General features: G+C 33.4%; 18 protein-coding genes and 1 pseudogene. 15 read left to right on the top strand and 4 right to left on the bottom strand.

Annotation, left to right across the window (positions count from 1 at the left end; translation table 11 throughout):
* The first annotated feature begins 334 nt into the window (after positions 1-334).
* Together GOQ24_RS09885 and ung are read left to right on the top strand one after the other, a co-directional pair.
* Entirely contained in the window at positions 335-970 is a 636-nt protein-coding gene (locus GOQ24_RS09885; RefSeq protein WP_155091510.1) for a helix-turn-helix domain-containing protein, read from the top strand.
* A gap of 85 nt (positions 971-1,055) precedes the next feature.
* Positions 1,056-1,724 carry a uracil-DNA glycosylase gene (ung, locus tag GOQ24_RS09880; RefSeq protein ID WP_160339598.1) on the top strand — a complete coding sequence of 223 codons (669 nt, stop codon included), beginning with the start codon at positions 1,056-1,058 and terminating at the stop codon, positions 1,722-1,724.
* A gap of 157 nt (positions 1,725-1,881) precedes the next feature.
* Here ung and GOQ24_RS09875 read toward each other — a convergent pair whose 3' ends face one another.
* Positions 1,882-3,054 carry a proline dehydrogenase family protein gene (locus GOQ24_RS09875; protein WP_155091508.1) on the bottom strand — a complete coding sequence of 391 codons (1,173 nt, stop codon included), beginning with the start codon at positions 3,052-3,054 and terminating at the stop codon, positions 1,882-1,884.
* 959 nt (positions 3,055-4,013) lie between these two features.
* Here GOQ24_RS09875 and aroB point away from each other — a divergent pair.
* From aroB to GOQ24_RS09830, 9 genes and pseudogenes are all read left to right on the top strand, one after another.
* Complete coding sequence (gene aroB / locus GOQ24_RS09870; protein ID WP_160339597.1) at positions 4,014-5,081, top strand: 3-dehydroquinate synthase; 1,068 nt, start codon at positions 4,014-4,016, stop codon at positions 5,079-5,081.
* A 374-nt stretch (positions 5,082-5,455) separates the two neighbouring features.
* Positions 5,456-6,853, top strand: coding sequence for an arginine decarboxylase (locus GOQ24_RS09865; RefSeq protein ID WP_155091506.1), 1,398 nt, complete (start codon positions 5,456-5,458; stop codon positions 6,851-6,853).
* Positions 6,854-6,892: 39 nt separating this feature from the next.
* On the top strand, positions 6,893-7,867 hold the full coding sequence (locus GOQ24_RS09860; RefSeq protein WP_155091505.1) for a deoxyhypusine synthase family protein: 975 nt from the start codon (positions 6,893-6,895) through the stop codon (positions 7,865-7,867).
* 95 nt (positions 7,868-7,962) lie between these two features.
* Positions 7,963-8,256, top strand: a pseudogene (locus tag GOQ24_RS09855) (hypothetical protein); the annotation flags it as partial.
* A gap of 136 nt (positions 8,257-8,392) precedes the next feature.
* The gene (gene ychF / locus GOQ24_RS09850) at positions 8,393-9,487 is read left to right on the top strand and encodes a redox-regulated ATPase YchF (protein ID WP_155091503.1); all 1,095 of its coding nucleotides are present in this window, start codon (positions 8,393-8,395) and stop codon (positions 9,485-9,487) included.
* 192 nt (positions 9,488-9,679) lie between these two features.
* The gene (locus GOQ24_RS09845; protein ID WP_160339596.1) at positions 9,680-10,603 is read left to right on the top strand and encodes a YihY/virulence factor BrkB family protein; all 924 of its coding nucleotides are present in this window, start codon (positions 9,680-9,682) and stop codon (positions 10,601-10,603) included.
* 86 nt (positions 10,604-10,689) lie between these two features.
* Complete coding sequence (locus GOQ24_RS09840) at positions 10,690-12,546, top strand: DNA topoisomerase IV subunit B (RefSeq protein ID WP_160339595.1); 1,857 nt, start codon at positions 10,690-10,692, stop codon at positions 12,544-12,546.
* A 1-nt stretch (position 12,547) separates the two neighbouring features.
* Positions 12,548-15,196 (top strand): DNA gyrase/topoisomerase IV subunit A, encoded by a 2,649-nt coding sequence (locus GOQ24_RS09835; protein ID WP_160339594.1) that lies wholly within the window; start codon positions 12,548-12,550, stop codon positions 15,194-15,196.
* Between the two features lie 20 nt (positions 15,197-15,216).
* A complete protein-coding gene (locus GOQ24_RS09830) occupies positions 15,217-16,125 on the top strand; it encodes a phospholipase A (RefSeq protein WP_155091499.1) in 909 nt (302 codons plus the stop codon).
* A gap of 103 nt (positions 16,126-16,228) precedes the next feature.
* Here GOQ24_RS09830 and GOQ24_RS09825 read toward each other — a convergent pair whose 3' ends face one another.
* On the bottom strand, positions 16,229-16,432 hold the full coding sequence (locus GOQ24_RS09825) for a hypothetical protein (protein ID WP_155091498.1): 204 nt from the start codon (positions 16,430-16,432) through the stop codon (positions 16,229-16,231).
* A 33-nt stretch (positions 16,433-16,465) separates the two neighbouring features.
* A complete protein-coding gene (hemN, locus tag GOQ24_RS09820) occupies positions 16,466-17,827 on the bottom strand; it encodes an oxygen-independent coproporphyrinogen III oxidase (RefSeq protein ID WP_160339593.1) in 1,362 nt (453 codons plus the stop codon).
* Between the two features lie 87 nt (positions 17,828-17,914).
* On the opposite strand from hemN, the gene GOQ24_RS09815 reads away from it, so the two are divergent.
* The 4 genes from GOQ24_RS09815 to GOQ24_RS09800 all read left to right on the top strand — a co-directional run bounded on the left by GOQ24_RS09815 (position 17,915) and on the right by GOQ24_RS09800 (position 22,517).
* Complete coding sequence (locus tag GOQ24_RS09815; protein WP_160339592.1) at positions 17,915-18,292, top strand: rhodanese-like domain-containing protein; 378 nt, start codon at positions 17,915-17,917, stop codon at positions 18,290-18,292.
* Between the two features lie 102 nt (positions 18,293-18,394).
* Positions 18,395-18,682, top strand: coding sequence for a DUF4834 family protein (locus GOQ24_RS09810; protein ID WP_155091495.1), 288 nt, complete (start codon positions 18,395-18,397; stop codon positions 18,680-18,682).
* A 114-nt stretch (positions 18,683-18,796) separates the two neighbouring features.
* On the top strand, positions 18,797-21,223 hold the full coding sequence (locus GOQ24_RS09805) for a YfhO family protein (protein ID WP_160339591.1): 2,427 nt from the start codon (positions 18,797-18,799) through the stop codon (positions 21,221-21,223).
* The gene (locus GOQ24_RS09800) at positions 21,219-22,517 is read left to right on the top strand and encodes a glycosyltransferase family 4 protein (protein WP_160339599.1); all 1,299 of its coding nucleotides are present in this window, start codon (positions 21,219-21,221) and stop codon (positions 22,515-22,517) included. The genes GOQ24_RS09805 and GOQ24_RS09800 overlap by 5 nt, the downstream gene beginning before the upstream one ends.
* 37 nt (positions 22,518-22,554) lie before the next feature.
* Here the strand turns inward: GOQ24_RS09800 and uvrA are convergent, their stop codons facing one another.
* Positions 22,555-25,380 carry an excinuclease ABC subunit UvrA gene (gene uvrA / locus GOQ24_RS09795; RefSeq protein ID WP_160339590.1) on the bottom strand — a complete coding sequence of 942 codons (2,826 nt, stop codon included), beginning with the start codon at positions 25,378-25,380 and terminating at the stop codon, positions 22,555-22,557.
* Positions 25,381-25,747 lie beyond the last annotated feature (367 nt).

The following is a 25,747-nucleotide window of genomic DNA, read 5'->3' as shown; positions in this document are numbered from 1 at the left end:
GAGTTTATCCTTATTGGTTAATCTTTATTAATTAAATGTTAAATTAGGTTATTTTGATGCAAAATATAAATTTCACATATTGTCTGTTTTATAGATCATAATATGTATATATAAGAATAAAAAAGGTTATTTATTTTGTAATTAACTGTATTTTGGTAGTTTTTTATGTTGTAATAGTATTAATTAACATAAAAGGCTTTGATTATTGTAATTGCAATTGAATAAATGCGAACTATCTTTGTAATGTGATAAGGCAAAATAGTGACTAAAAAAGTCATTATGTCTTATAAAAAATTGAAATAGAAAAAGAAAGAAAAATTAAAAATTGTTAGAAATGCAAAATGCTACTGCAGTAATTAAGAGATTGAAAAAGATGCTAGGCATCAAGACAGATCTAGAATTATCGAACATTTTAAATGTTAAACCCAACACTATATCTTCTTGGAAAAAGAGAGATAGTTTACAATACGATAGTATTATCGCTTTGTGTAAAGAGCACAAGATAGATTTGAATGAATTATTCTTTACAGATTCATCGACTATTTACAACAGCAATTACCAAAAGAGAAAAGTCAAGATGATTTCAGCAGATCATCATTTTGAGTATTTCTTAGATCCTGAAAAAACGTTGGCTTCTGCTCCAAGTTTTATTTTTCCAACAACGGAAGAAGTAGATACCGCTTTTCAAGTAGCTACAGAGAATATGTATCCTACAATAAAAGTAAGTTCATACGTAATCACTAAGCGAATTGAGCTTAGAGATATTCACCCTTGGCATTTGTATTTATTTACACTGGAGGGAAGGGGAATAATGATCTATCGTTTTAAACGTCAGATTGAGGATAACAAATTACTTTTCATTAGTGATAATACAAACTTCGAAAACTTAGAAGTAAGTCCTGAAGATATCAGAGAGATATTCTGCGTCAGAGGTTCGTTTTTACCTAACTTTAAAAATATTGGGGATTAACTTTATTAAAAAACGTTTATTATTTAGAAAGATTAGTACAGTGTGTACTAATCTTTTTATTTTTGTCCACCTAATATTTTGAATCATGATTAGTAATTTGAGTAGTGATTGGCAAGATAAACTACAGAGCGAGTTTAATCAACCCTATTTTTCAGTTTTGACAAAATTTGTGGAACAAGAGTATAAAGAAAAAACTATCTTTCCACCACAAGAGTTGATCTATAATGCTTTGAACTTGACGAGCTTTGAAGACGTAAAGGTTGTTATCTTGGGGCAAGATCCTTATCATGGGCTGTTTCAAGCCAATGGGTTGTCTTTTGCTGTGAATAAAGGGGTGAAAATTCCTCCAAGTCTGGTGAATATTTACAAAGAGTTACAAGATGATTTAGGTATTAATAACAAACAAAATGGAGATTTAACCCCTTGGGCAAAACAAGGAGTCTTGTTGCTTAATGCTACTTTGACCGTGGAGCAAAAAAAAGCAGGTTCTCATCAAAAGAAAGGCTGGGAGATCTTTACAGATGCGATCATAAAGCTTATTGCTGAGCAGCGCGAACACGTTGTTTTTATTTTATGGGGGAGTTATGCTCAGAAAAAGGGGAAGGCAATTGATCGAAATAAACATTTAGTGATCGAGACTGCTCACCCTTCACCATTATCAGTTTACCGAGGATTCTATGGCAGTAAGCCATTTTCTAAAACCAACGCTTATTTGAGTGCGAAAGGTTTAAAAGAGATTGATTGGCAAGTGTAAGTTATTCTCACAATGTCGATAAGATGAAATAGGGAATACTGTATTGTTTAGAGAAGTTGGGTTTAATTCCAATGAACTAAAAGAGCAGTAGGATAAAAAATAAAAACGGGGAACTTCTCAAAGTTCCCCGTTTTATATATAGACCTGTTATATTTGCTTACAGGTTTCTTCTCTTCATTTCAGTTTTAATAAGGTCTAACTCTCTGTTAGTTTGACCAGCTACAGAAGTGTTTTCTTCTGCTCTTCTGATTAAGTAAGGTATTACATCTCGAACAGGTCCAAATGGCAAATATTTAGCAACATTGTAGTTAGCTTTTGCTAAGTTGAAGCTAATATTGTCGCTCATTCCGTATAATTGTCCAAAATACATTCTCTTATCACTGTGTGCTATATTATGTTGCTCCATTAATTGCATCATTAAGTAAGAGCTTTTTTCGTTGTGTGTTCCAGCGAATAAAGCCATGCAATCCATATTTTCAAGCATAAAAGTCACAGCAGCATCATAGTTGATATCTGTAGCAGCTTTGTCAACGCAAATAGGTGATTTGTATCCTTTTTGTGCAGCACGCTCTCTTTCAATCTCCATATAAGCCCCTCTTACAACTTTCATCCCAATGTGGAAACCTTCTGCTTTTGCGATTTGGTGCAAGTCTTTAAGATATTGCAAACGATCCCAACGGTATAACTGTGCTGTATTATATATATATGCTTTCTCAGTATTGTACTTGCGCATCATGTCTAAAACAATCTCATCCGCAGCATCCTGCATCCAGCTGTGTTCTGCATCGATTAAAAGTAAAACTTTGCGCTCAGCTGCATATTGACATGCCACGTTAAAACGGTAAACAATGCGTTCCCATTCTTTTGCTTCTTCTGCTGTAAACTCTTTCTTTTCACCTTTTTTTACAAACATATCAAAACGACCAAAACCAGTTGGTTTGAATACGGCAAATGGAATTGAATCTGGCCTTTCTTGTGCAAATTGAATTGTCTTTAAAGTCATGTTTAAAGCCACGTCAAATTGTTCTTCTGTTTCTTTTCCTTCCACAGAGTAATCTAAAACGGAAGCCACTTTTCCTTGAGAATACATTCTGTCAACTACTGATAAACAATCATCTTCACTGATTCCTCCACAGAAGTGGTCGAAAACAGTTGAACGAATTAATCCTGTTACTGGTAGGTGTGTTTTAATAGCAAAATTTGCCAGAGCAGATCCCATTTTTACTAAAGTGGGTTTGCTGATCATATTAAAAAGAAAGTGCGCTCTTTTTAATTCTTTATTATTTTTAAGTGCAAAAGCAACTTCTGTATTGTTAAATAAATTTTCCATTATAAAAAGTAAATTCGTTAGGCAAATATAAATACTCTTTTAGTAATATTTTAATAGTTTTCAGTATTTATATTACTAATCATGTATTTACTTCAGGCTAATTTTAGTCTTGTCATTTATGTGCTACTCACTGATTGTTTAAACTATTTGAGTTTAAATACTTTAGTTTTTCTATCGTGTTTTGGTTAGGGATGACTTTGACATTCTTGATCAAGATAAGAGCAGTTGTCGTTGAGAGTACTTAGTTGTTTGCTATTATTAGTTAGAATAGAAATTTCCTCTTATAAAGTCCTTTTTGAACTGGTGTTTTTAATCTATATTTACCAAATCCGCAATGATTACAAAAAAGGAATAAATAAACACAAAACAGCACAATTAAACAGGTTGTTTATTGAGCGAATTTCCCTTTAAAGCCTTATAAATAAAAGGATAGCTATTTTTTGCAGCGTATAATCAATGTCATTTGTTCGGATATTGCTCGGATCAAGTACGGTTTTTACTGGGTTTAGCGCCAATTATCGCAACTAACCCCGACTAAAGCCCGAACAAACTTGGAAGAATAGCTTTTTAAGTATCTGTAAATAGCGATTGGTTATCGTCAAGTAAACAGGTTTAATAGTTGTTTGTATCAGGGAGATTGCCTTATTTACAAATTACTTTGAAAAAGGTGTATTTCTCGAAGTTGGTTTAAGCTTTGTTTTGTTTGAAAAGAGAAAGTGTAAAAATCGAGACGTTAGATGAATTAATGTTTAGGGACCTCTGATTGCATTAGATTTACGAAAGGGAATTCTTTTCTAATTTATCTAAAGATATATTTGGTCCAATCTCTTTAAAAGCCAATTTTTTTTAACAATAAAAGATGTTTTGAAATTTGATTTGTGGTAAATCGTTAAAAAAGATTTTAAGCGGGCATATTTCAAATATTTATACTTTATTTTGTGTTGAATAAAAACAGTAGCATGGAAAACATAAAAACAGAACATTACGACATCTTATTTGGACAAGAAGCATATGGACAATTGGGGACATATCTAAATAACAATGGTTATAGCAAGCTTTTTATCTTGACAGATTCAAATTGTTACGAACATTGTTTGCCTTATTTCTTAAGTAATTTGCCAACCGAAGTGCCATTTGAAATCATCGAAGTTGAGCCAGGAGAGGAAAACAAGGTATTGGATACTTGTGCAGGTGTGATACAGACTATGTTGGAGTTAGGAGGAGATCGCAAGAGTATTTTAATCACTGTAGGAGGAGGTGTAATTACAGATATGGGTGGATTTATTGCATCTGTTTTTATGAGGGGGATTGATTTTATCAATATACCTACAACGCTGCTTGCTATGGTTGATGCCTCTGTAGGAGGAAAAACAGGAGTAGATCTAAATGGTATTAAAAACTGTATAGGTGTTTTCGCTATGCCTAAAATGCTAATTATCGATGTAAATTACTTAGAGACTTTAGAGGCGAGGCAGATTAAAGCTGGATATGCTGAAATGCTAAAACACGGCTTGATATTTGATGCTAATTATTACAATTATTTGAAGGATATAGCAAATGTTGATTTTGGTGATTTACAGGCACTTATTCATCATTCAGTCGTAATCAAAAATACGGTTGTGACACAAGATCCTAAAGAACAAGGGTTGAGAAAGATATTGAATTTTGGACATACGGTAGGTCATGCAGTGGAGAGTTATTTTTTGACTAATGAAAGTAAACAGACGCTACTACACGGCGAAGCTGTAGCTTTAGGAATGGTTGTAGAGGCTTTTATTTCAAAAGAGTTAGCCCAATTATCTGAACAAGACTACTTGAATATTAAACACGCGATTCAAAGCATCTATGGGGTGGTTGATTTGTCAGAAGACGACATCCTAAATTCGCTGGAATGGTTGAAGTTTGATAAAAAGAACTACAGTGGAAATATACGCTGTGTCTTATTAAATAAAATAGGGGAGTCTGTCTATGATATTGAGGTAAGTAAAGAGTTGATAATTAGTGGGTTAAATTTATATTTGAATTAAGATTCAAAAACAATCACTTTTTGCTTTTTCATTGCAATATTTTGTTACATTTGCGCTCGTGAAAATAGATGTTTTATATATTAGATTCTGTGTGTCTGCAAGGCACAAAGTAAGGCGTTTTGTCAAAAGGCAAAAGGCCAATTATGTATTTGGCATTATCAAGTATTCTAAGGAGGCACTTAATTCGTTTAGATTTAGAGATAAGTTGCCGATAGTATTTGCTAATATTAGAGTTTGAAAATCGATTAAGTTAGAAGCCAGATTTCGCTCAAAGTAATTAGTAATTATTATCTTTATATTTTAATGATTATAATTGCTGCGTGATCGGAGTTAATTGAGAAAGAATTTTTTTAACCTTTATTAAAAGAAAAGACATGAACACAAAATATGTTGACTTAATCAACCAAACTTTTTACTTTCCACAAGAAGAATTCAAATTAAACAAAGATAACCTTCAGTTTCACAATATTGATTTATTAGGACTCGTTGAAAAATACGGTACTCCATTGAAATTTACTTATTTACCTAAAATCTCTGAAAACATTAGCAATGTAAAGACGATCTTTAGAAAAGCAATGGAGAAGAATAAGTATAAAGCAAATTACTATTACTGTTATTGTACAAAGAGTTCTCACTTCTCTTATGTATTAAACGAAGCGTTTAAGAATGATATTCATGTAGAGACTTCTTCTGCTTTTGACGTTAATATTGTTGAAAACTTATTGGAAACAGGTAAGATTAACAAAGATACTTATGTGTTGTGTAATGGGTTTAAACGCGCGCAGTATATTGATAATATTGCCAATTTAATCAATAATAAACACGAGAATACTATTCCTATTATTGATAACTACGAAGAATTAGATCTATTACAAGAGCAAATCAATAAGAAGTTTAAGATTGGTATCCGTATCGCGTCTGAGGAGTCACCTAAGTTTGAGTTCTATACATCGCGTTTAGGGATTGGATATAAGAGTATCTTACCTTTTTACAGAAAGCAAATAGCTGAGAATCCAAATGTAGAGCTTAAAATGCTTCACTTCTTTATCAATACGGGTATTAGAGATACGGCGTACTATTGGAACGAATTAGTGAAATGTCTAAAAGTTTACATTACTTTAAAGAAAGAATGTCCTACATTAGATAGTTTGAATATCGGTGGAGGTTTTCCGATTAAAGATTCTTTGGCATTTGAGTTTGATTACCAATATATGGTAGATGAGATTATCAATCAAATTAAGATTGTGTGTGATGAAGCTGAAGTGCCTGTACCGAACATCTTTACAGAGTTTGGTTCATACACAGTAGGAGAAAGTGGAGGAGCAATCTATGAGATCTTATATCAAAAACAGCAAAATGACAGAGAGAAGTGGAATATGATTGATTCTTCATTCATTACTACTTTACCTGATTCATGGGCGATTAACAAGCGTTTTATCATGTTGCCTATCAACAGATGGAATGATACTTATGAGCGTATTTTGTTGGGTGGATTGACTTGTGATAGCGATGACTACTACAATTCTGAGCAAAACTTGAACGCTATTTACTTGCCTAAGTATAATAAAGAAAAACCATTGTATATTGGTTTTTTTAATACAGGGGCTTATCAAGATCAAATTGGAGGATTTGGTGGTATTCACCACTGTTTGATTCCACAACCAAAACACATCTTAATTGACAAAGATGAGAATGGAATTATCGCAACAGAATTGTTCTCAGAACAACAGACAGCAGAGCAAGTGTTGAATATCCTGGGGTATAACAAATAAGAATTAAAATAAATATTAATATATAAAAGTAATAATAAAATGAGTAAAGGACCAATTAGTCAGTTTATTGAGCATAACTACAGACACTTTAATGCAGCAGCTTTAGTAGATGCAGCAAAAGGGTATGAAGCACACTTAAACGCAGGAGGTAAAATGTTAATCTCTATGGGAGGTGCTATGAGTACTGCAGAGTTAGGGATTTCTTTAGCAGAAATGATTCGTCAAGATAAAGTACATATCATTTCTTGTACAGGAGCTAACTTAGAAGAGGACGTGATGAACTTGGTTGCTCACTCTCACTACAAAAGAGTTCCAAACTATAGAGATTTGACTCCAGAGCAAGAGAGAGAGTTATTAGATAACCACTATAACCGTGTGACAGACACATGTATTCCAGAAGAAGAGGCATTCCGTCGTTTACAAAAACACTTAGAAGACGTATGGCATGCAGCTGAAGCTGAAGGAAAACGCTATTTCCCACACGAGTATTTATACCAATTAGTAAACTCTGGTGTATTAGAGCAATACTATGAGATCGATCCTAAACACTCTTGGATTATCGCTGCGGCTGAGAAAAATATTCCAATCGTATGTCCAGGATGGGAAGATTCAACTTGTGGTAACATCTTTACATCTAATGTAATCAAAGGAAAACTAAATGTACACACTGTAAAAACAGGTATTGAGTACATGATTTATTTAACAGAGTGGTATAGAGCTAACTCAGGAGGACACGGAGTAGGATTCTTCCAAATTGGAGGAGGTATCTCTGGAGATTTCCCTATCTGTGTGGTTCCGATGATGTATCAAGATTTAGAGTGGGAGGATGTACCTTTCTGGTCATACTTCTGTCAAATCTCAGATTCGACTACATCTTACGGATCGTATTCAGGAGCAGTTCCTAATGAGAAAATTACTTGGGGTAAATTGGATATCGACACGCCAAAATTCATTGTGGAGTCAGATGCTACAATCGTTGCGCCATTAATTTTCGCTTATATTCTTGGTAATTAATTTTTTAATTTTTAGCAGCTAAATAATGTGATTTTTTATTTGTATTTTACAATATACCTATTACATTTGAAACTGAAATAAAGCAAGAACAAAGAATGAAAAGAGTAATTGTTGATTACGCAAAGTTAACGAACGAAATCTTGACACTATTAGTGGAAAAGTTTCCTGACGGGTATGACGATTCAGATATTATTCGTTTTAAAAACGTTAAAAACGAAACTGTAGAAGCAGTTGAAGTAAGAACTGAGGATACTATTTACCTGGTAAAAGTAAGTACTAAGTTAGCAGATAGAATTGAGAATTTTGACGATGAAGAAGAAGATTATGTAGATCCTTCAGAAGACTCATTAGATGCATTGAAAGACTTGGAAATTGCCGACGACGAAGATTAACAAATAATCTATATAAAAGAGCCACTCAATTGAGTGGCTTTTTTATTTATTCTATTCTTATATTAAGACTATGAACTTCTATAATTTTCAATATATTTGCAAACGATTAAAAATTCACAATATATTTTAAAATATGAAAGCAGGTATAGTAGGATTGCCAAATGTAGGTAAATCAACATTATTTAATTGTTTATCTAATGCTAAGGCACAGAGTGCTAACTTCCCATTTTGTACAATAGAACCAAATATTGGGGTTGTGAATGTACCAGATCCAAGATTGTCTAAATTAGAAGAGTTAGTAGTACCAGAGCGTGTATTACCTGCTACTGTTGAAATCGTAGATATTGCTGGATTAGTAAAAGGAGCAAGTAAAGGAGAAGGTTTAGGAAACCAATTCTTAGGAAATATTAGAGAGTGTAATGCTATTATCCACGTATTGCGTTGTTTTGACAATGATAATATTATTCACGTAGATGGAAATGTTAACCCTATCAGAGATAAAGAGACTATCGATATCGAATTACAGTTAAAAGACCTTGAAACTGTAGAAAAGAGATTAGAGAAAGTAAAGAAAGCAGCTAAGACAGGAAATAAAGAAGCGCAAGTAGAGGCTGATTTATTAGAGCGTATCAGAGTGACTTTATTAGAAGGTAAATCTGCACGTGTAGTGGAGGCTAAGAATCAAGATGAGGAAGAATTATTAGAAGATTTTCAATTAATTACGACTAAACCTGTGTTGTACGTATGTAACGTAGATGAGGGAGCGGCTGTGAATGGAAATGATTACGTGGCTAAAGTAAAAGAGCTTGTAAAAGATGAGAATGCTGAAGTAATCGTATTAGCAGTAGGTACGGAGGCTGATATCATGGAATTGGAGACTTTCGAAGAAAGACAAATGTTCTTAGAGGATTTAGGATTAGATGAGCCAGGAGTATCTAAATTGATCCGTTCGGCTTATAAACTATTAAATCTTCAAACTTACTTTACAGCTGGTGTAAAAGAGGTTAGAGCTTGGACTATTAAAGTCGGAGATACTGCACCTAAAGCAGCTGGAGTAATCCACAGTGATTTTGAGAAAGGATTCATCCGTGCGGAAGTAATTGGTTATGATGATTATGTCGCTTTTGGTTCTGAGGCTAAAGTAAAAGAAGCAGGTAAGTTAAGAGTAGAAGGAAAAGAGTATATCGTAAAAGACGGAGATGTAATGCACTTCCGCTTTAACGTATAATTCTATACTGATAATATTTGATTAGCCCTCAATTGTTTAATTGAGGGCTTTTTGTTTTTATTAAATAGTTGTTAGTATTTTTAGCAATAAAAAATGTTGCTTAAATTTAAATTAAACTATTTTTACATCATAAAAGGTTAAAAAAACAAAGTATTGTTTATTGCTCTTGAGTGATTTTGTTGAGAAAAAATAATGAAAAAAGAAGGACTATTTAAACGAGTGATTGAGCTACTAAAGAGCTCAGTATTTGATTTTTTAGATGATAATGCAATGAAGTTCAGTGCGGCTTTGTCGTATTATACTATTTTTGCTTTACCACCACTAATTATTCTTATCATCACAGCCAGTGGGCTTGTTTTTGAGCAAAAGGAGGTGGCGGATTTTTTCTATAGTCAACTAAACGATTTGGTTGGTGAGAATACTTCCATTGAAGTGCGTAAGGCGATGGAGAAGGTGACAGTGAGTCGATCTGGTACATTACCTACTATTATTGGCGTAGGAATGCTCTTGTTTAGTGCATCAGGAGTTTTTGCGGAGATTCAGAGTTCAATTAATTATATATGGGGATTGGCAGCAAAGCCCAATAAGAGTATTGTTCGATTTGTCAAGAATAGATTGCTGTCCTTTGCAATGATTGCTTCAGTAGGTTTTTTACTGTTGGTCAGCTTGATGGTCAATTCATTTGTCGGGATTCTATACGATTATATAGCTTCGTGGTTTGATGAAGGATTAGTGGATATTGTTTACTTTATTAATAATATCGTTATCTTTATCGTTATTACATTTTTATTTGCTTTAATATTTAAGACTTTGCCTAATGGCAAGATCGGTTGGAAAGAGACTTTTGTCGGTTCAGCTTTCACTGCAGTATTATTTATGATTGGTAAATTTGGGATAGGTTTCTATCTAAGTACCACCGCAACTTCTTCACTTTATGGCGCAGCAGGCTCTATCATAGTGATGTTAATTTGGGTATATTACTCTGCAATGATTTTATATTTTGGAGCAGAATTTACAAAGAATTATGCTTTAATTTTTGGGAATAAAATAGTCCCAGGAGAATATTCTATTGAAATAGATAAGAATGTAATGAAAAGAGAAAATAAAACTCAATAGTACAGAAAATACAGTAATTACAAGCTTTTATAAATTTTTATTTTAAGCTAAATAATAGTAATTTAGCGCAAATTCCTTACGTTTTTATGCAAGATCAAAGTCAGTATACAGAAGATAATATTCGTTCATTAGATTGGAGAGAACATATCCGTATGCGTCCGGGTATGTATATTGGAAAATTAGGAGATGGATCTTCTCCTGATGATGGTATATATATCCTTATCAAAGAAGTGATTGATAACAGTATTGATGAGTTTGTTATGGGTACTGGTAAAACTATCGAAGTTACCTTAAAAGACAAAACAGTTACTGTTCGCGATTACGGACGTGGTATTCCCTTGGGAAAAGTCGTAGAAGTAGTATCTAAGATGAATACAGGGGGGAAATATGACTCTCGTGCATTTAAGAAATCAGTAGGATTAAACGGGGTAGGTACTAAGGCAGTGAATGCCTTGTCTAACTACTTTAGAGTTGAATCTATTCGCGATGGCCAACAAAAAGGAGCTGAGTTTTCGGGTGGAAATTTAGTTGTGGAAGACGATATTCAAGAAACAACTAAACGCAAGGGAACCCGAGTTACTTTTATTGCAGACGAGACTATTTTCAAAAATTACAAGTACCGTACAGAGTACATCGAGAAAATGCTTAAAAACTATTGTTACCTGAATAAAGGTTTGACAATTATTTTTAACGGTGAAAAATTTTACTCTGAAAATGGATTAAAGGATTTGTTGGGAGAAAACATAGATGAAGAAGATCAAATCTATCCAATTATCCATTTGTCGGGGGAAGATATAGAAGTTGCTATTACACATAGTAGAACGCAATATTCAGAAGAGTACTATTCGTTTGTCAATGGTCAGAACACTACACAAGGAGGAACGCATTTAGCTGCTTTTAGAGAAGCTTTGGTTCGTACGATAAAAGAGTTTTTTAACAAGAATTTTGAAGCTTCTGATGTAAGAAAGTCTATTGTTGGTGCAATTTCCGTGAAGGTAGAAGAACCTGTTTTTGAATCTCAAACTAAGACAAAGTTGGGTTCAACCGATATGGGGCCAAATTTGCCAACAGTGAGAACGTTTATCAATGACTTTGTCAAGACACAATTAGATAACTTTTTACATAAGAATCCCAATGTAGCTGAGGCTCTTTTGAAAAAGATTCTCCAAGCAGAGAAAGAGAGAAAAGAACTTTCAGGCATTAGAAAGATTGCTAAAGAACGAGCTAAAAAAGCCAGTCTTCACAATAGAAAACTCAGGGACTGTAGAGTACATTTGACAGATATAAAGAACCCGCGTTACTTAGATAGTACACTCTTTATTACAGAGGGAGATTCTGCATCAGGGTCAATTACCAAATCACGTGATGTGAATACGCAAGCAGTGTTTAGTTTGAGAGGTAAACCTTTGAACTCATACGGAATGACAAAGAAAATCGTATACGAGAATGAAGAGTTTAATTTACTACAAGCTGCTTTAGATATAGAAGACGATTTTGAGAACTTGAGATATAATAATATCGTAATTGCTACCGATGCCGATGTGGATGGTATGCACATTAGATTGTTGTTAATTACTTTCTTTTTACAGTTTTTTCCAGAGTTGATTAAAGATGGACATTTATACATCTTACAAACACCTCTTTTTAGAGTTAGAAATAAGAAAGAAACAATCTATTGTTACAGTGAGGAGGAACGCATTAACGCTATTGAGAAGTTAAAACCAAAGCCAGAGATTACGCGATTTAAAGGGTTAGGGGAGATATCACCAGATGAGTTTAAATACTTTATCGGAGATGATATTAGATTAGATCCTGTAATGCTTGATAAATCAATGTCTATTGAGAAAATGTTAGAGTTTTATATGGGTAAGAATACGCCAGATAGACAAGAATTTATTATCGATAATCTTAAAGTAGAACTTGACGTTGTAGAAGAAAAATAAAATGAGCCACGAAGAAAATTTTGATCCTGAATTAAATCATAATATAGAAAGCCAATCGAGTGAAGATGCTACGTCTTCACAAGAGGAAGTACAATCTGAGACTATTACCAAGGTAACAGGATTGTATAAAGAGTGGTTTTTAGATTATGCTTCTTATGTAATTTTAGAACGTGCTGTACCTGCAATTGAAGATGGTTTTAAACCAGTTCAACGCCGTATTATGCATTCAATGAAAGAATTGGATGACGGGCGCTATAACAAGGTTGCCAATATTGTAGGTCATACGATGCAGTATCACCCTCATGGGGATGCCAGTATTGGAGATGCTATCGTACAGTTAGGTCAGAAAGAACTGCTGATCGATATGCAGGGAAACTGGGGGAATATCTTAACTGGAGATGGAGCAGCTGCTTCGAGGTATATTGAAGCTCGTCTGAGTAAATTTGCCTTAGATGTTCTTTATTCGCCAAAGATTACAACTTGGCAGGCTTCGTATGACGGTCGTCGCAATGAACCAGTTAATTTACCGGTGAAGTTTCCATTGTTGTTGGCTCAAGGAGGAGAGGGAATTGCAGTTGGATTATCAACTAAGATTTTACCTCACAACTTTATCGAGTTAATCACAGCTTCGATTAATATTTTAAAGGGTAAACCTTTTACTATATATCCAGACTTTCCTACTGCTGGTATTGCAGATGTATCCAACTACAACGATGGACAAAGAGGTGGTAGAGTTCGCGTACGCGCCAAAATATCACAGTTAGATAAGAATACGCTTGTCGTAACTCAAATTCCCTTTTCAACTACAACAACTTCTTTGATTGATAGTGTCTTAAAGGCAAATGAAAAAGGGAAAATAAAAATTAAGAAAATTGAAGATAATACAGCTGCGGAAGTAGAGATACTTATTCATTTACCAGCAGGTACTTCTCCAGATAAGACGATTGATGCACTTTATGCTTTTACGGCTTGTGAGACATCGATTGCTCCTTTGGGGTGTATTATTCAAGATAATAAGCCTTTGTTTACAGGTGTGAGTGATATGCTTGTCATGTCAACACATCAAACCGTTGATTTGCTTAAACGCGAATTAGAGATTGAATTAAGTGAATTAGAAGAAAAATGGCATTTCTTATCCTTAGAACGCATATTTATTGAAAATAGAATTTACCGTGCAATAGAGGAAGAAGAAACATGGGAGGGAGTGATTAGCGCAATCGACTTAGGTTTAAAACCGTTCGTTACTAATCTAAAACGCGATGTGACTACTGATGATATTGTTCGACTGACTGAGATAAAGATTAAGCGAATTTCGAGATTTGATATTGATAAAGCTAATCAGATCATCGAGTCTTTGGAAGATGATATCGAACAAGTAAAATACCACTTAGCGCATTTAATTGAGTTTGCTATTGACTATTTTACGCGATTAAAAGAAAAGTACGGAAAAGGCAAAGAGCGCTTAACGGAGCTAAAAAGCTTTGATACAATTGAAGCGACAAAAGTTGTACTGCGCAATACGAAGCTTTATGTAAATAGAGAAGAAGGATTCTTTGGTACGAGTTTGCGCAAAGATGAATATGTATGTGACTGTTCAGATATTGATGATATTATCGTCTTTTTAAGAGATGGCTCAATGGTAGTCTCTAAAGTAGATGAGAAGAAGTTTGTCGGTAAAGATATTATTCATATTGCAGTATGGGATAAGAATGACAAACGCACAATCTATAATTTAATTTACAGAGATGGTAAGTCAGGTTCTTCTTTTGTAAAGAGATTTAACGTGACGGGTATTACTCGAGATAAGGTGTATCCGTTGACACAAGACAAGCCAGGTTCTCAAATATTGTATTTTTCAGCAAATCCAAATGGAGAGGCAGAAGTAGTCACAATCTTATTAAGACAATTGAGTAATGTTAAGAAACTCAAGTTTGATTTAGATTTTGCAGAGATGTTAATTAAAGGCCGAGCTGCCAAAGGAAACGTGGTAACTAAATACGCCATTAAAAAAATAGAACTCAAAGAGAAAGGAATTTCAACACTTCGCCCGCGCAAAATATGGTTTGATGAAACTGTTCACCGTTTAAATGTCGATGGTAGAGGAGAACTTTTAGGTGAGTTTAAAGCTGAAGATAGGTTGTTAGTAATAACACAAAGTGGTAAAGTAAAAACTATCGTTCCTGATCTAAGTAAGCACTTCGAAGAAGATATGATTGTCTTAGAAAAATGGAAACCGACCAAGCCTATCTCTGCTATTTATTTTGAAGGGGAAAAAGAGCGTTACTATATTAAGCGCTTTTTAATTGAGAATGAGAACAAAGAAGAAACATTTATTTCAGATCACGCTAATTCAAGATTGGAATTGGTGTCTACGGACTTTAGGCCTATGGTAGAGGTTGTCTTTAGCAAGGTGAAGGGAGTTCAAAAGGACAATTTGGAAGTAAATATAGAAGATTTTATTGCCGTAAAGGGTATTAAAGCACTTGGTAATCAGCTGACTGCAGACAAGATTAAACTTATCAATCTTCTCGAATCTCTACCTTATGAAGAGGAAGAGGAGGAGGAAGAGGAAGTAGTAGATTATTCATTTGATGAGGATCTACCTGATACTATCGTAGATGAGGATGGTCAAGGAACACTGTTATTCTAATTCTTAAAAGAGATCTAATTATGATTAAAAGAATACTATTAATCTCGTTTGCTTTAAGTAGCTATAGTATATATGCTCAAGAAGCTGATGATTTGCTGTTTAGTCAAGATAGGCAAAATCAAGGATTAGATCAAAGATGGGAATTAACCCCAGAGACAAGAGGAAGAACTTTTACGATTAGTCCCTATAAGCCAGTTTATATTTTGCCTTTTCGCTATGTGAATAAGCCTAATGAATTGCCTGCAAGTTTAAGTGAGCCAAATGTTTCTACCGAACACAAAGATTATGATAATTTAGAGATTAAATTTCAGATTAGCTTTAAGACTAAGGTGGTTCAAGGGTTGTTTTTCGGAAAAGGTGATCTATGGGTTGCTTTTACACAGACTGCCAATTGGCAGGCGTATAATGGCGATTTATCAAGACCCTTTAGAGAGTTGAATTATGAACCAGAACTCTTGTTTAATTATCCTTTGAATTTAAGTTGGAATAGATTGAAATTTAAAATGATAGGATTTGGGTTTAATCATCAGTCTAATGGTCAGAGTCTACCAGAGTCCCGAAGTTGGAATCGCTTTACAATGCATTTGGGGATGGAGTACGACCGATGGACTTTCTTTGTAAGACCATGGTTAAGGTTGAGAGAAAAGGCTAATGCAGATGATAACCCTCAGATTACAGAATATGTAGGAAAAGGTGAGTTTAATGCTGTGTATGCCAATTGGGGTCATGTGTTTACCTTGAATTTCAGAACTAATTTTAGGTTTAATGAACACCATAAAGGCTATACGGAGTTTACTTGGTCATATCCGATAAAGAATCACTTAAAGGCATTTCTGGCAATTAGCAATGGCTACGGGGATTCTATGATTGATTACAATTGGAATCAAACCAATATAGGAATTGGAATTTCTTTAATGGAGTGGTTATAAGATATTTGTAAATAACAAAATGAAAAGAGGGAACCATTGGTTCCCTCTTTTTGAATAGCTAATGCTTTGAAATAAACATTTAGCAATAAACAAATGACAATTTTTATTCCCCTTTCTTAGCGTTCTCCTGATCTTGTTGTCTTGCCGCTTTCTTTAAAGAATACACAAGGTATACAGCAAAGATGATAAAGCTTAAATGCGAAAACCAGTTGATTTGAACTGACCATAAATTGGAAGCATCCAAGCTATAAATCCCATAAACAAAGACCAGTAGGACTAAAAAGGTGATTATTTTTTCTATTTTCATTATCTGATACTTTAAAATACTATTATAAATATACTAAATTGTCATTGAAAACAACTGTCTATCTGGCTTATTCGCCTGTAACCTCAAATCGAAGGCCATACAGATGTTTCGAACAAAGGCTCTGCCTTTTCTTGTAATTTTAATAGTATTTCCTTTTACTTCTATGAGTTTATCACTTTCAAACTCTTTCATCTCACTAAGTGTAGTTGAAAAATCAACCTTTTCTAAATCTTCTGTAAGATCCGTTGAAAGTGAACACATCAAGTTTAATATATGTTTTCGTATAATTAAATCTTCTTCATTGAGAATATGACCTTTAACCACAGGAATTGTATTCTGATCTAAAAGTTCGTAATACTTTTCTATATCCTTTTCATTCTGTGCAAATGCATACCAACTATCACTAATAGATGATACACCTAAACCTACCATTAACATCGTTTTAGAAGAAGTATACCCCATAAAGTTTCTGTGGATATTGCCATTGTTTAAAGACTTGTAGAGAGAGTCACTTTTAAGAGAAAAATGATCCATACCTATTTCTACATAATCGTTTTTTAGCAGCAATTCTTTCCCTTTTTCATATAAAAGGCGTTTTTCATCATCCTTAGGAACGTCAGAATCTTTGAATCCACGTTGACCACTTCCTTTTATCCAAGGTACATGTGCGTAGCTATAAAAGGCAAGACGATCAGGAGATAGCGATTTTGTCTTTTCGATTGTGTCGATGATGTGCTCTAACTTTTGGAATGGCAATCCATAAATTATATCATGTGATATAGAAGTATATCCTATTTCTTTGGCCCATACAGTAACTCTTGCTACATCGTGGAAGGATTGTATTCTATGTATTGCTTTTTGTACTTCAGGGTTGTAATCTTGCACGCCAAAACTAACTCTTCTAAAGCCCAAATTATAAAGGGTTTGAAGGTGACCTTTTGTCGTGTTATTAGGGTGTCCTTCAAAGCTAAACTCATGGTTATCCGCGATTTTGGCTTTAGAGGTAATCCCATTGATTAACATTGTTAAGTGTTCTGTAGAAAAAAACGTAGGAGTACCTCCTCCTAAGTGAATCTCTTTTATAATTGGCGTTTCGTCAAATTCATTACAATATAACTCCCATTCTTTCAACAAAGCCTGAATATAAGGTTGTTCAACCTCATGTCTTTTCGTAATTCTTTTGTGACAACCACAAAAAGTACAAAGGCTTTCGCAAAAAGGAAGATGTATATAGATACTTATTCCTTCATTTGCATTTGATTCCCTAAAAGCTTTTTTAAAAGAATCTATCCATAGATTTCTTTTAAAAGTCTCTTGATCCCAATAGGGAACAGTGGGATAACTGGTATATCTTGGACCGGGAACATTATATTTTTGTATAAGAGATATAGTCATTTTTAGTATATTTGAAACAAATGTAATTGAATAGCAAGCCTATTACAATGACATTTGTCATTTTTTTAAACCACTATTAACAAATGTATGATGATTAAAACACTTTTTTTAACGGTAATGCTGTCAAGTTTATCGTTATCTGCTAGTTATGCACAGGAGAATAATGATAAATTTTTATTGAATAAAGAATCTTTTGAAGTTATATCTAAAGATAATAAAAGCAATGTAATAGATGTGCGAACTGCGAAAGAATTTAGTGAGGGAAGTATAGGAGAGGCAAAAAACATTGACTTCTTAAAAGAAGATTTCATTGATCAAATGAAACAATTCGATAAACAAGAGCCTATTTACATTTTCTGTAAATCTGGAAAGCGAAGTGCAAAGGCAAAACAAGCATTGGTCAATGAAGGTTTTCAACAAGTGTATGAACTTGACGGAGGATATACTAAATGGATAGAAGAATAAGTTATATTAATCTCATAAAGTAAATAGTTTTATCAATATTTTAAGACTATATTTTGTAGTAGTCTTATTATAATTTCTATTTTTGAAAAAAATGAAAAGGTTATGGATACAGCTTCTTTTACAGGTTTTCTAAAAACATTATGTATAATAATCTTAGTTTATTATGCATTTAAATTCGCTATGCGATATTTGTTTCCGATGCTTGTCATTAAGGCGGCAAAGAAAGCAAGTGAGAATTTTCAACAACGACAACAAGATTTCTATCAACAAAATAATAGTTCAACTTCGTCTAATCAAACAACAAATAATGATGATACTGGAGGTAAGGTGCCTCGATCAACAAAAATTGTGGGCGAATACATTGAATTTGAAGAGATAGATAAAAAATAGAGGTTCTGATTATCAGAACCTTTTTTTGTGTCTAATTTTATAGGTGATTCTTCATTGCTCCATTTAATTTATTTAATTTAGCGAATCATAAAAAAATTAAACTCCTAATTAAAGATGGACACCATAAAGAAGATATTACCTCACTTGCTAATTGTTATTGGTTTTGTTTTTATTTCATTAGCTTATTTTTCTCCAGTATTATCCGGTAAGACTATTAGTCAATCTGATATTGTTCAATATACGGGTATGGCAAAAGAGCAGATTGAATTTCGCAAGAAAACAGGTGAAGAACCTTATTGGACAAATAGTGCATTTGGTGGAATGCCCACTTATCAATTAGGAGCTAAATACCCACATAATTATATTAAAAAGATTGATTCTGCACTGCGTAGTTTACCTCGTCCAGCAGATTATCTTTTCTTGTATTTCATTGGTTTTTATACTTTAATGATTTCCTTGGGGTTAAAGCCACTGCGCTCATTTATAGGTGCATTGGCTTTTGGTTTTTCAACATATTTAATCATTATTTTAGGAGTTGGGCACAATGCAAAGGCACATGCTATTGCTTATATGCCAATGGTGTTAGCAGGAGTAATGTTAGTATTCCGAAAGAAATGGGTAGTTGGATCCATATTGACTGTGTTTGCAGCTGCATTAGAAATTAATGCGAATCACTTTCAAATGACTTATTACTTATTGTTGTTATTGCTAATTGTTACAGCCTATTATACTGTTTTATACATCAAGGCAAAAGATTTTAAATCCCTGGGTATTGCCTATGGTATTTTTATAGTTACTGGTATATTGAGTATAGGAGCCAATGCTACCAATTTATTGGCAACTTCAGAATATACAAAGTTTAGTACAAGGGGTCAGAATGAACTTACTTTTAATCCAGATGGAAGTAAAATAGACACTTCACATTCATTGTCTTATGACTATATTACGGAATATAGTTATGGAAAGTTTGAAAGTTTGAATCTTATTGTGCCTCGTCTAACTGGCGGTGGAAATGCCGAAAAGTTAGATGAGAGTTCAAGTATGTTTAAGTTTGCAACTTCAATTGGTGCTAATCCAATAGAAGCTAAACAATTTTCAGAACAAGCACCAACTTATTGGGGAGATCAACCCATTGTCGCTGCTCCAGCATACATAGGAGCAGTAGTCTTTTTCTTATTTGTATTGGCGTTTTTCGTTGAAAAGAGAAAGATCAAGTATATTTTTATAGCTGGAGCTCTTGTATCTCTTTTACTATCTTGGGGAAAGAACTTTTCTTTACTAACGGATTTCTTTATTAATTATATTCCTTTGTACAACAAGTTTAGGGCTGTTTCCTCAATTCAAGTTATCTTGGAGCTATGTGTTCCTGCATTGGCAATGTTGGGGTTATACAGTTTTTCAAAGGTGACTAAAGAAGAACAATTAAAAGCAATTAAGTATACCACAGCTATTAGTGGAGGGGTGTTATTATTTCTATTTGCTATAAAGGGAACATTGAGTTTCTCAGGATTGAATGACGCTGCTTATAAGCAAATGTACGGTGAGTATGGCAATAGCTTTGTAAGGGCTTTAATAGAAGATCGAAAATCTATTTATACCAGTGATTTACTTAGAAGCTTGTTTTTTGTACTTGTAACTGCTTTAGTTTTATTTGTTGTTAATAAAGGAAAGTTAGCAGTGAACTACGCTTTGATAATCATTGGTTTTTTAATTACTGTTGACCTTGTAGTAGTAGATAGAAAATATGTAAATGACTCGAAATTTGTAGCAAAAAGACAAATGGAAGAACCTTTTATGCCAACAGAAGCAGATAAGGCTATTTTGTCAGATCCAGCACATTTTAGAGTTTTTGAAGTTCAGGGTGGTTTTAGTAGTGCAAGATCTTCGTACTTTCACAATTCCCTTGGAGGTTATCACGCTGCAAAACCGATGAGAATGCAGCAATTAATGGATTATCAGATTAGTAAAAGTAATATGGAGATACTCAATATGTTGAATGTTAAGTATATCATCCAGAAAGATCAAGATAATAACGATATACCTTTAGTTAATCAAGAAGTTAATGGAAATGCTTGGTTTGTATCTACTATAGATAAAGTAAAGACTGCAGATGAGGAAATGAAGGCACTTTCAGGCTTTAAATCTAAAACCAATGCTATTTTAAATTCAACGGCATTTGATCAAGTTTCCATAAAAGATAATTATACAGTTGATTCACTTAGTCAAATTAACTTAGTGAGTTACGCAGCAAATAAAATAGTTTATCAGAGTAATAATTCACACGATGGTTTTGCTGTTTTCTCTGAAATATACTATCCAAAAGGATGGGTTGTTAAAATAGATGGAAAAGAAGTAAATAACTTAGTGGGAGTAAATTATGTTTTAAGAGGATTAGAAATTCCAAAAGGGAAACATGAGATAGAATTTACATTTGAACCTGAAGTAATTAAAAAAGGGAGTAAAATTTCGTTAATTAGCTTTATTGTCATAATTTTATTAACAATTGGATTAATTGCTTATCAACAGAAAAGAAGAGATTAAAAAGATGAAGGAAAGAGTTTTAATTATAAGTTATTATTGGCCACCTGCAGGGGGACCAGGGGTTCAAAGATGGCTTAAATTTGTAAAATATTTGCCTGACTTTAATATAGAACCAATAGTGTATATTCCGGATAATCCGACTTATCCTATTATTGATTCAGAAATAAGTAAAGAGGTTAAGGAGGAAGTTACCATCCTTAGAAATAGTATAAAAGAGCCTTATCGATTTGCTGATTTATTTGGTAGTAAGAAAGCAAAAGCAATGAGTGCTGGAATGATTTCAAATCACCGCAATCAAACTAAATTAGAGAAAATACTACTTTGGATTAGAGGTAATATGTTTATTCCTGATTCAAGAGTAGGGTGGGTTACACCTTCAATTAAATATTTAAAAGAGTATTTAAAGAATAATCCCGATATAACTAAAGTGATTACAACAGGGCCACCTCATAGTATGCACTTGATTGGCAAGGGGCTAAAGAAAGATTTGAATATTAAGTGGATTGCTGATTTTAGAGATCCTTGGACTACTATTGGATATCACAAAGAATTAAAGCTGTCAAAGCGCTCGAAGGCTGCTCATGAACAATTGGAGATAGAGGTTTTAAATACAGCTGATCACATCATAGTAACCAGCAAAGGTACTCGAAAGGAGTTTGAAACCAAGACTAATAAACCTATTTCTATCATCACTAATGGGTATGATGTAACTGATGTGCCAAAGGTTGCCTTGGATGAAAAGTTTACCATCGCACACATCGGCTCATTTCTATCAGATAGAAATCCAAGAGTATTTTGGAAAGCTTTAAGTGAACTTAGAAAAGAGAATAAAGCCTTTAAAGATGCTTTTGAATTAAAATTAGTTGGTCGAGTAAGTGATGATATTTTAGAAACGATCAAAGAGTTTAAATTGGATTCATGTACAAATAATCAAGGATATATAAATCATAAAGATTCATTACTTCAGATGAGATCATCTCAAGTTTTATTACTTGTTGAGATTGATTCAGATGATACTAAGTCTATTGTTCCAGGAAAACTTTTTGAATATATGGCTTCTGAGCGTCCAATATTGGCTATTGGCCCAGAAGAATCAGATTTCTTTGAAATTATACAACAGACCAATACAGGTAAGATTGCACTCTATAGTGAGAAAGATAAAATTAGAGATATAATCTTAGCGTACTTCGAATTATATCAACAGAATAAACTACAAGTATACGCTATGGGCTTGCAGTACTTTAGCAGAAAGCGCTTGACTGAAAGGTTAGCTGCAATTATAGATAAGTTATAAAAAAAGAGGGGATTGAAAAATCCCCTCTTTTTTATCTTTATGCTTTAAGCTTTTCAGCAAGGTATTTACCTGTTATAGATTCCTTATTTTTGGCAACATCTTCGGGAGTTCCAAAAGCAACTAAATTACCGCCATTATCACCGCCTTCAGGTCCTATATCGATAATGTAATCCGCACATTTAATCATATCCAGATTGTGTTCAATCACAATGATAGAGTGTCCTTTATCTATTAGAGCATTGAATGAATTCAATAGTTTTCTAATGTCGTGAAAATGAAGTCCTGTTGTCGGTTCATCAAATACAAATAACATTTTTTCTCGTGTAGTACCAGCTAAGAGGAAAGAAGCTAATTTGATTCGCTGTGCTTCACCCCCAGATAGGGTTGACGAAGATTGACCAAGTTGAACATAGCCCAATCCCACATCTTGTAAAGTCTTTAGTTTAGTCGTAATCTTGCTTTGCTTGTGCAAGTCGAAGAAGGCAACTGCATCGTCAATTGTCATCGTTAATATATCGTCTATATTTTTTCCTTCAAAGTTTACTTCTAAGATTTCTTTTTTGAAACGCTTGCCATGACAAGTTTCACAATCTAAGTGAACATCAGCCATAAATTGCATTTCAACTGTAACAGTTCCCTCTCCTTTACAAGTTTCACAGCGACCACCGTCAACATTAAAAGAAAAATGCTTAGGTTGATAACCTCTTAATTTAGACAATTGTTGTTTTGAAAACAAATCTCGTATATCGTCATAGGCCTTGATATAGGTAACAGGATTAGATCGAGAACTTCTACCAATAGGATTTTGGTCGACATATTCAACTGCTTTTATATTTGAAAAATCTCCTTTTAACTCAGTAAATTGTCCAGGTTTATCACTCATTCCAGTCAGCTTTTTCTGAAGGGCAGGGAATAAGATTTTCTTAACTAAAGTTGATTTACCTGAGCCAGAAACTCCTGTGATTATAGTCAAACACTCTAATGGAAAAGTAACATCAATATTCTTTAAGTTATTTTCTCTTGCTCCAACAACTTCGATGAAATGCTTGTACTTCTTCCTTTTTAGGGGTATAGGAATAGATAACCTTCCACTTAAGTACTTTGCAGTTAAGGAATCCTCAGAACTTAAGAGGGAATTATAATCACCTTGAGCAACAAGTTGCCCTCCGTGTGTACCTGCTTCGGGGCCAATATCTATAATTTCATCTGAAGCTTTCATTATATCTTCATCGTGTTCAACAACAATTACAGTATTTCCCAGTTTTTTTAAGTTTTCTAAAACGTCGATAAGTTTTTCTGTATCCTTTGGATGCAAGCCAATACTTGGCTCATCTAAAATGTACATTGAACCAACAAGACTACTTCCCAGTGAAGTGGCCAAATTAATTCTCTGTGATTCTCCACCTGATAGAGAAGCCGAGTTTCTATTTAGGGTTAGATATTCTAATCCTACATTACTCAAAAATCCAAGTCTATTATTTATTTCCAATAGTAAACGACTGGCAACTTGAGCATCATAAGCATTTAATTCTAATTGTTTAAAGAAAGGTATTAATTGCTTAATAGGCAGATCTACTAATTCTGATATGGTCTTTTGCCCAACTTTAACGTAATTAGCTTCTTTTCTAAGCCTTTTACCTTTACAGTGAGGACATTTTGTTTTCCCTCTATAACGTGATAATAGTACTCTATTTTGAATCTTATAATTCTTTTCTTCTAATTCAGTAAAGAAATCGTTTAATCCAGTAAAAAATTCATTCCCATTCCAAATTAACTGTTTTTGTTCTTCACTCAATTCAAAATAAGGTTTGTGTATAGGAAAGTCAAACTTATAAGCGTTGTTCACTAATTGATCTTTGTACCAGCCCATCGATTCTCCTCTCCAAGGAAATATAGCATTCTCATAAACTGACAAAGCAGTGTTCGGCACAACTAATTCCTCATCTATTCCAATAATATTGCCATATCCATCACAAGAAGGACAAGCACCATAAGGGTTATTGAAACTAAATAAGTGAATATTAGGTTCTAAGAAAGTGATGCCATCTAATTCAAATCGATTAGAAAAGTGTTGTTTTTTCTGATTTGATAAATCTTGTAAAAAACATTCGCCTTTTCCTTCAAAAAAAGCAGATTCTACAGAATCACCTAATCGATTAAAAAACTCTTCATCTTCTTTAACTACAAGACGGTCAACAATTAAAAAGACTTTTTCAATAGCTGTTTGATCAATATTCTCTGCTGAATTATCTTGAAGAAACTGATCTAATCTATTCATTTTATTATCAACTAAAATACGAGCGTATCCCTGTTGTAATAAAATATTTAGATGCTCACTTAAAAGCCTATCGTTCTCAAGCTTAATAGGAGCTAATAACAATAGCTTAGCTTCTAATTCAAATGTTTTGATATAGTCTAATACATCTGTAACTGTATCTTTTTTTACAAGTTGATTTGAGATAGGAGAGTAGGTCTTACCAACACGAGCATAGAGCAATTTCATGTAATCATAAATCTCTGTGGATGTTCCTACAGTGGATCTTGCATTAGTGGTATTCACTTTCTGTTCAATTGCAATAGCAGGTGCAATCCCCTTGATATACTCAACTTTAGGTTTATCTATACGGCCAAGAAATTGTCTTGCATAAGAAGAAAGACTTTCAACGTAACGTCGCTGTCCTTCAGCATATAAAGTATCAAAAGCTAAACTCGATTTTCCAGAACCAGATAATCCTGTTATAACAACAAATTTGTTTCTTGGGATAACAACATCAATATTCTTTAAATTGTGAAGTTGCGCTCCTTTTATGATTATATTTTTTTTAGGATCTACTAATGAAAGATCTTTTTGTATATTCTTCATTATACTTTTGAAAGTTAGAAATACAAAGATAAATGATTCTTTACACTATTTAAAGTAGAGTAGAAGAAGAAATTTAGCAAATAATAGTACTTTTATATAGGTATAGTTTCTACAAGATTAAAATTTAAACTATTTTTATTTTTTTTAACAAAATTTTTCTATATTTGCTTTGAAATCATAAACAATCAGTGCCTATTAAACATAATTACTTTTAGATTAGAAATATAAATATTGCTATTAAAAGAAATTGTTATGGTATACAGTGAAATGCCAGACGCTAAACTTATAAAGTTATATGTTGACGGCGCGGAGAATGCTTTGGAAGTACTTATTAAAATACACCAAGCGAAATTATATGGTTTCATTT

It is taken from the genome of Myroides sp. LoEW2-1 (assembly GCF_009767705.1).
In the GTDB taxonomy this organism is placed as follows: Bacteria; Bacteroidota; Bacteroidia; order Flavobacteriales; family Flavobacteriaceae; genus Flavobacterium; species Flavobacterium album_A.
This window is presented reverse-complemented; position numbering and strand designations above follow the sequence as displayed.

Coding starts and splice junctions, on each gene's coding strand:
- hemN (WP_160339593.1), bottom strand. CDS start 17,827: ATGACTATATCTCTTATACAAAAATATAATGTTCCCGGTCCAAGATAT.
- GOQ24_RS09835 (WP_160339594.1), top strand. CDS start 12,548: ATGAGCCACGAAGAAAATTTTGATCCTGAATTAAATCATAATATAGAA.
- GOQ24_RS09825 (WP_155091498.1), bottom strand. CDS start 16,432: ATGAAAATAGAAAAAATAATCACCTTTTTAGTCCTACTGGTCTTTGTT.
- uvrA (WP_160339590.1), bottom strand. CDS start 25,380: ATGAAGAATATACAAAAAGATCTTTCATTAGTAGATCCTAAAAAAAAT.
- ychF (WP_155091503.1), top strand. CDS start 8,393: ATGAAAGCAGGTATAGTAGGATTGCCAAATGTAGGTAAATCAACATTA.
- GOQ24_RS09875 (WP_155091508.1), bottom strand. CDS start 3,054: ATGGAAAATTTATTTAACAATACAGAAGTTGCTTTTGCACTTAAAAAT.
- GOQ24_RS09840 (WP_160339595.1), top strand. CDS start 10,690: ATGCAAGATCAAAGTCAGTATACAGAAGATAATATTCGTTCATTAGAT.
- GOQ24_RS09830 (WP_155091499.1), top strand. CDS start 15,217: ATGATTAAAAGAATACTATTAATCTCGTTTGCTTTAAGTAGCTATAGT.
- GOQ24_RS09845 (WP_160339596.1), top strand. CDS start 9,680: ATGAAAAAAGAAGGACTATTTAAACGAGTGATTGAGCTACTAAAGAGC.
- GOQ24_RS09860 (WP_155091505.1), top strand. CDS start 6,893: ATGAGTAAAGGACCAATTAGTCAGTTTATTGAGCATAACTACAGACAC.
- GOQ24_RS09885 (WP_155091510.1), top strand. CDS start 335: ATGCAAAATGCTACTGCAGTAATTAAGAGATTGAAAAAGATGCTAGGC.
- GOQ24_RS09815 (WP_160339592.1), top strand. CDS start 17,915: ATGATGATTAAAACACTTTTTTTAACGGTAATGCTGTCAAGTTTATCG.
- GOQ24_RS09865 (WP_155091506.1), top strand. CDS start 5,456: ATGAACACAAAATATGTTGACTTAATCAACCAAACTTTTTACTTTCCA.
- GOQ24_RS09810 (WP_155091495.1), top strand. CDS start 18,395: ATGGATACAGCTTCTTTTACAGGTTTTCTAAAAACATTATGTATAATA.
- aroB (WP_160339597.1), top strand. CDS start 4,014: ATGGAAAACATAAAAACAGAACATTACGACATCTTATTTGGACAAGAA.
- GOQ24_RS09805 (WP_160339591.1), top strand. CDS start 18,797: ATGGACACCATAAAGAAGATATTACCTCACTTGCTAATTGTTATTGGT.
- ung (WP_160339598.1), top strand. CDS start 1,056: ATGATTAGTAATTTGAGTAGTGATTGGCAAGATAAACTACAGAGCGAG.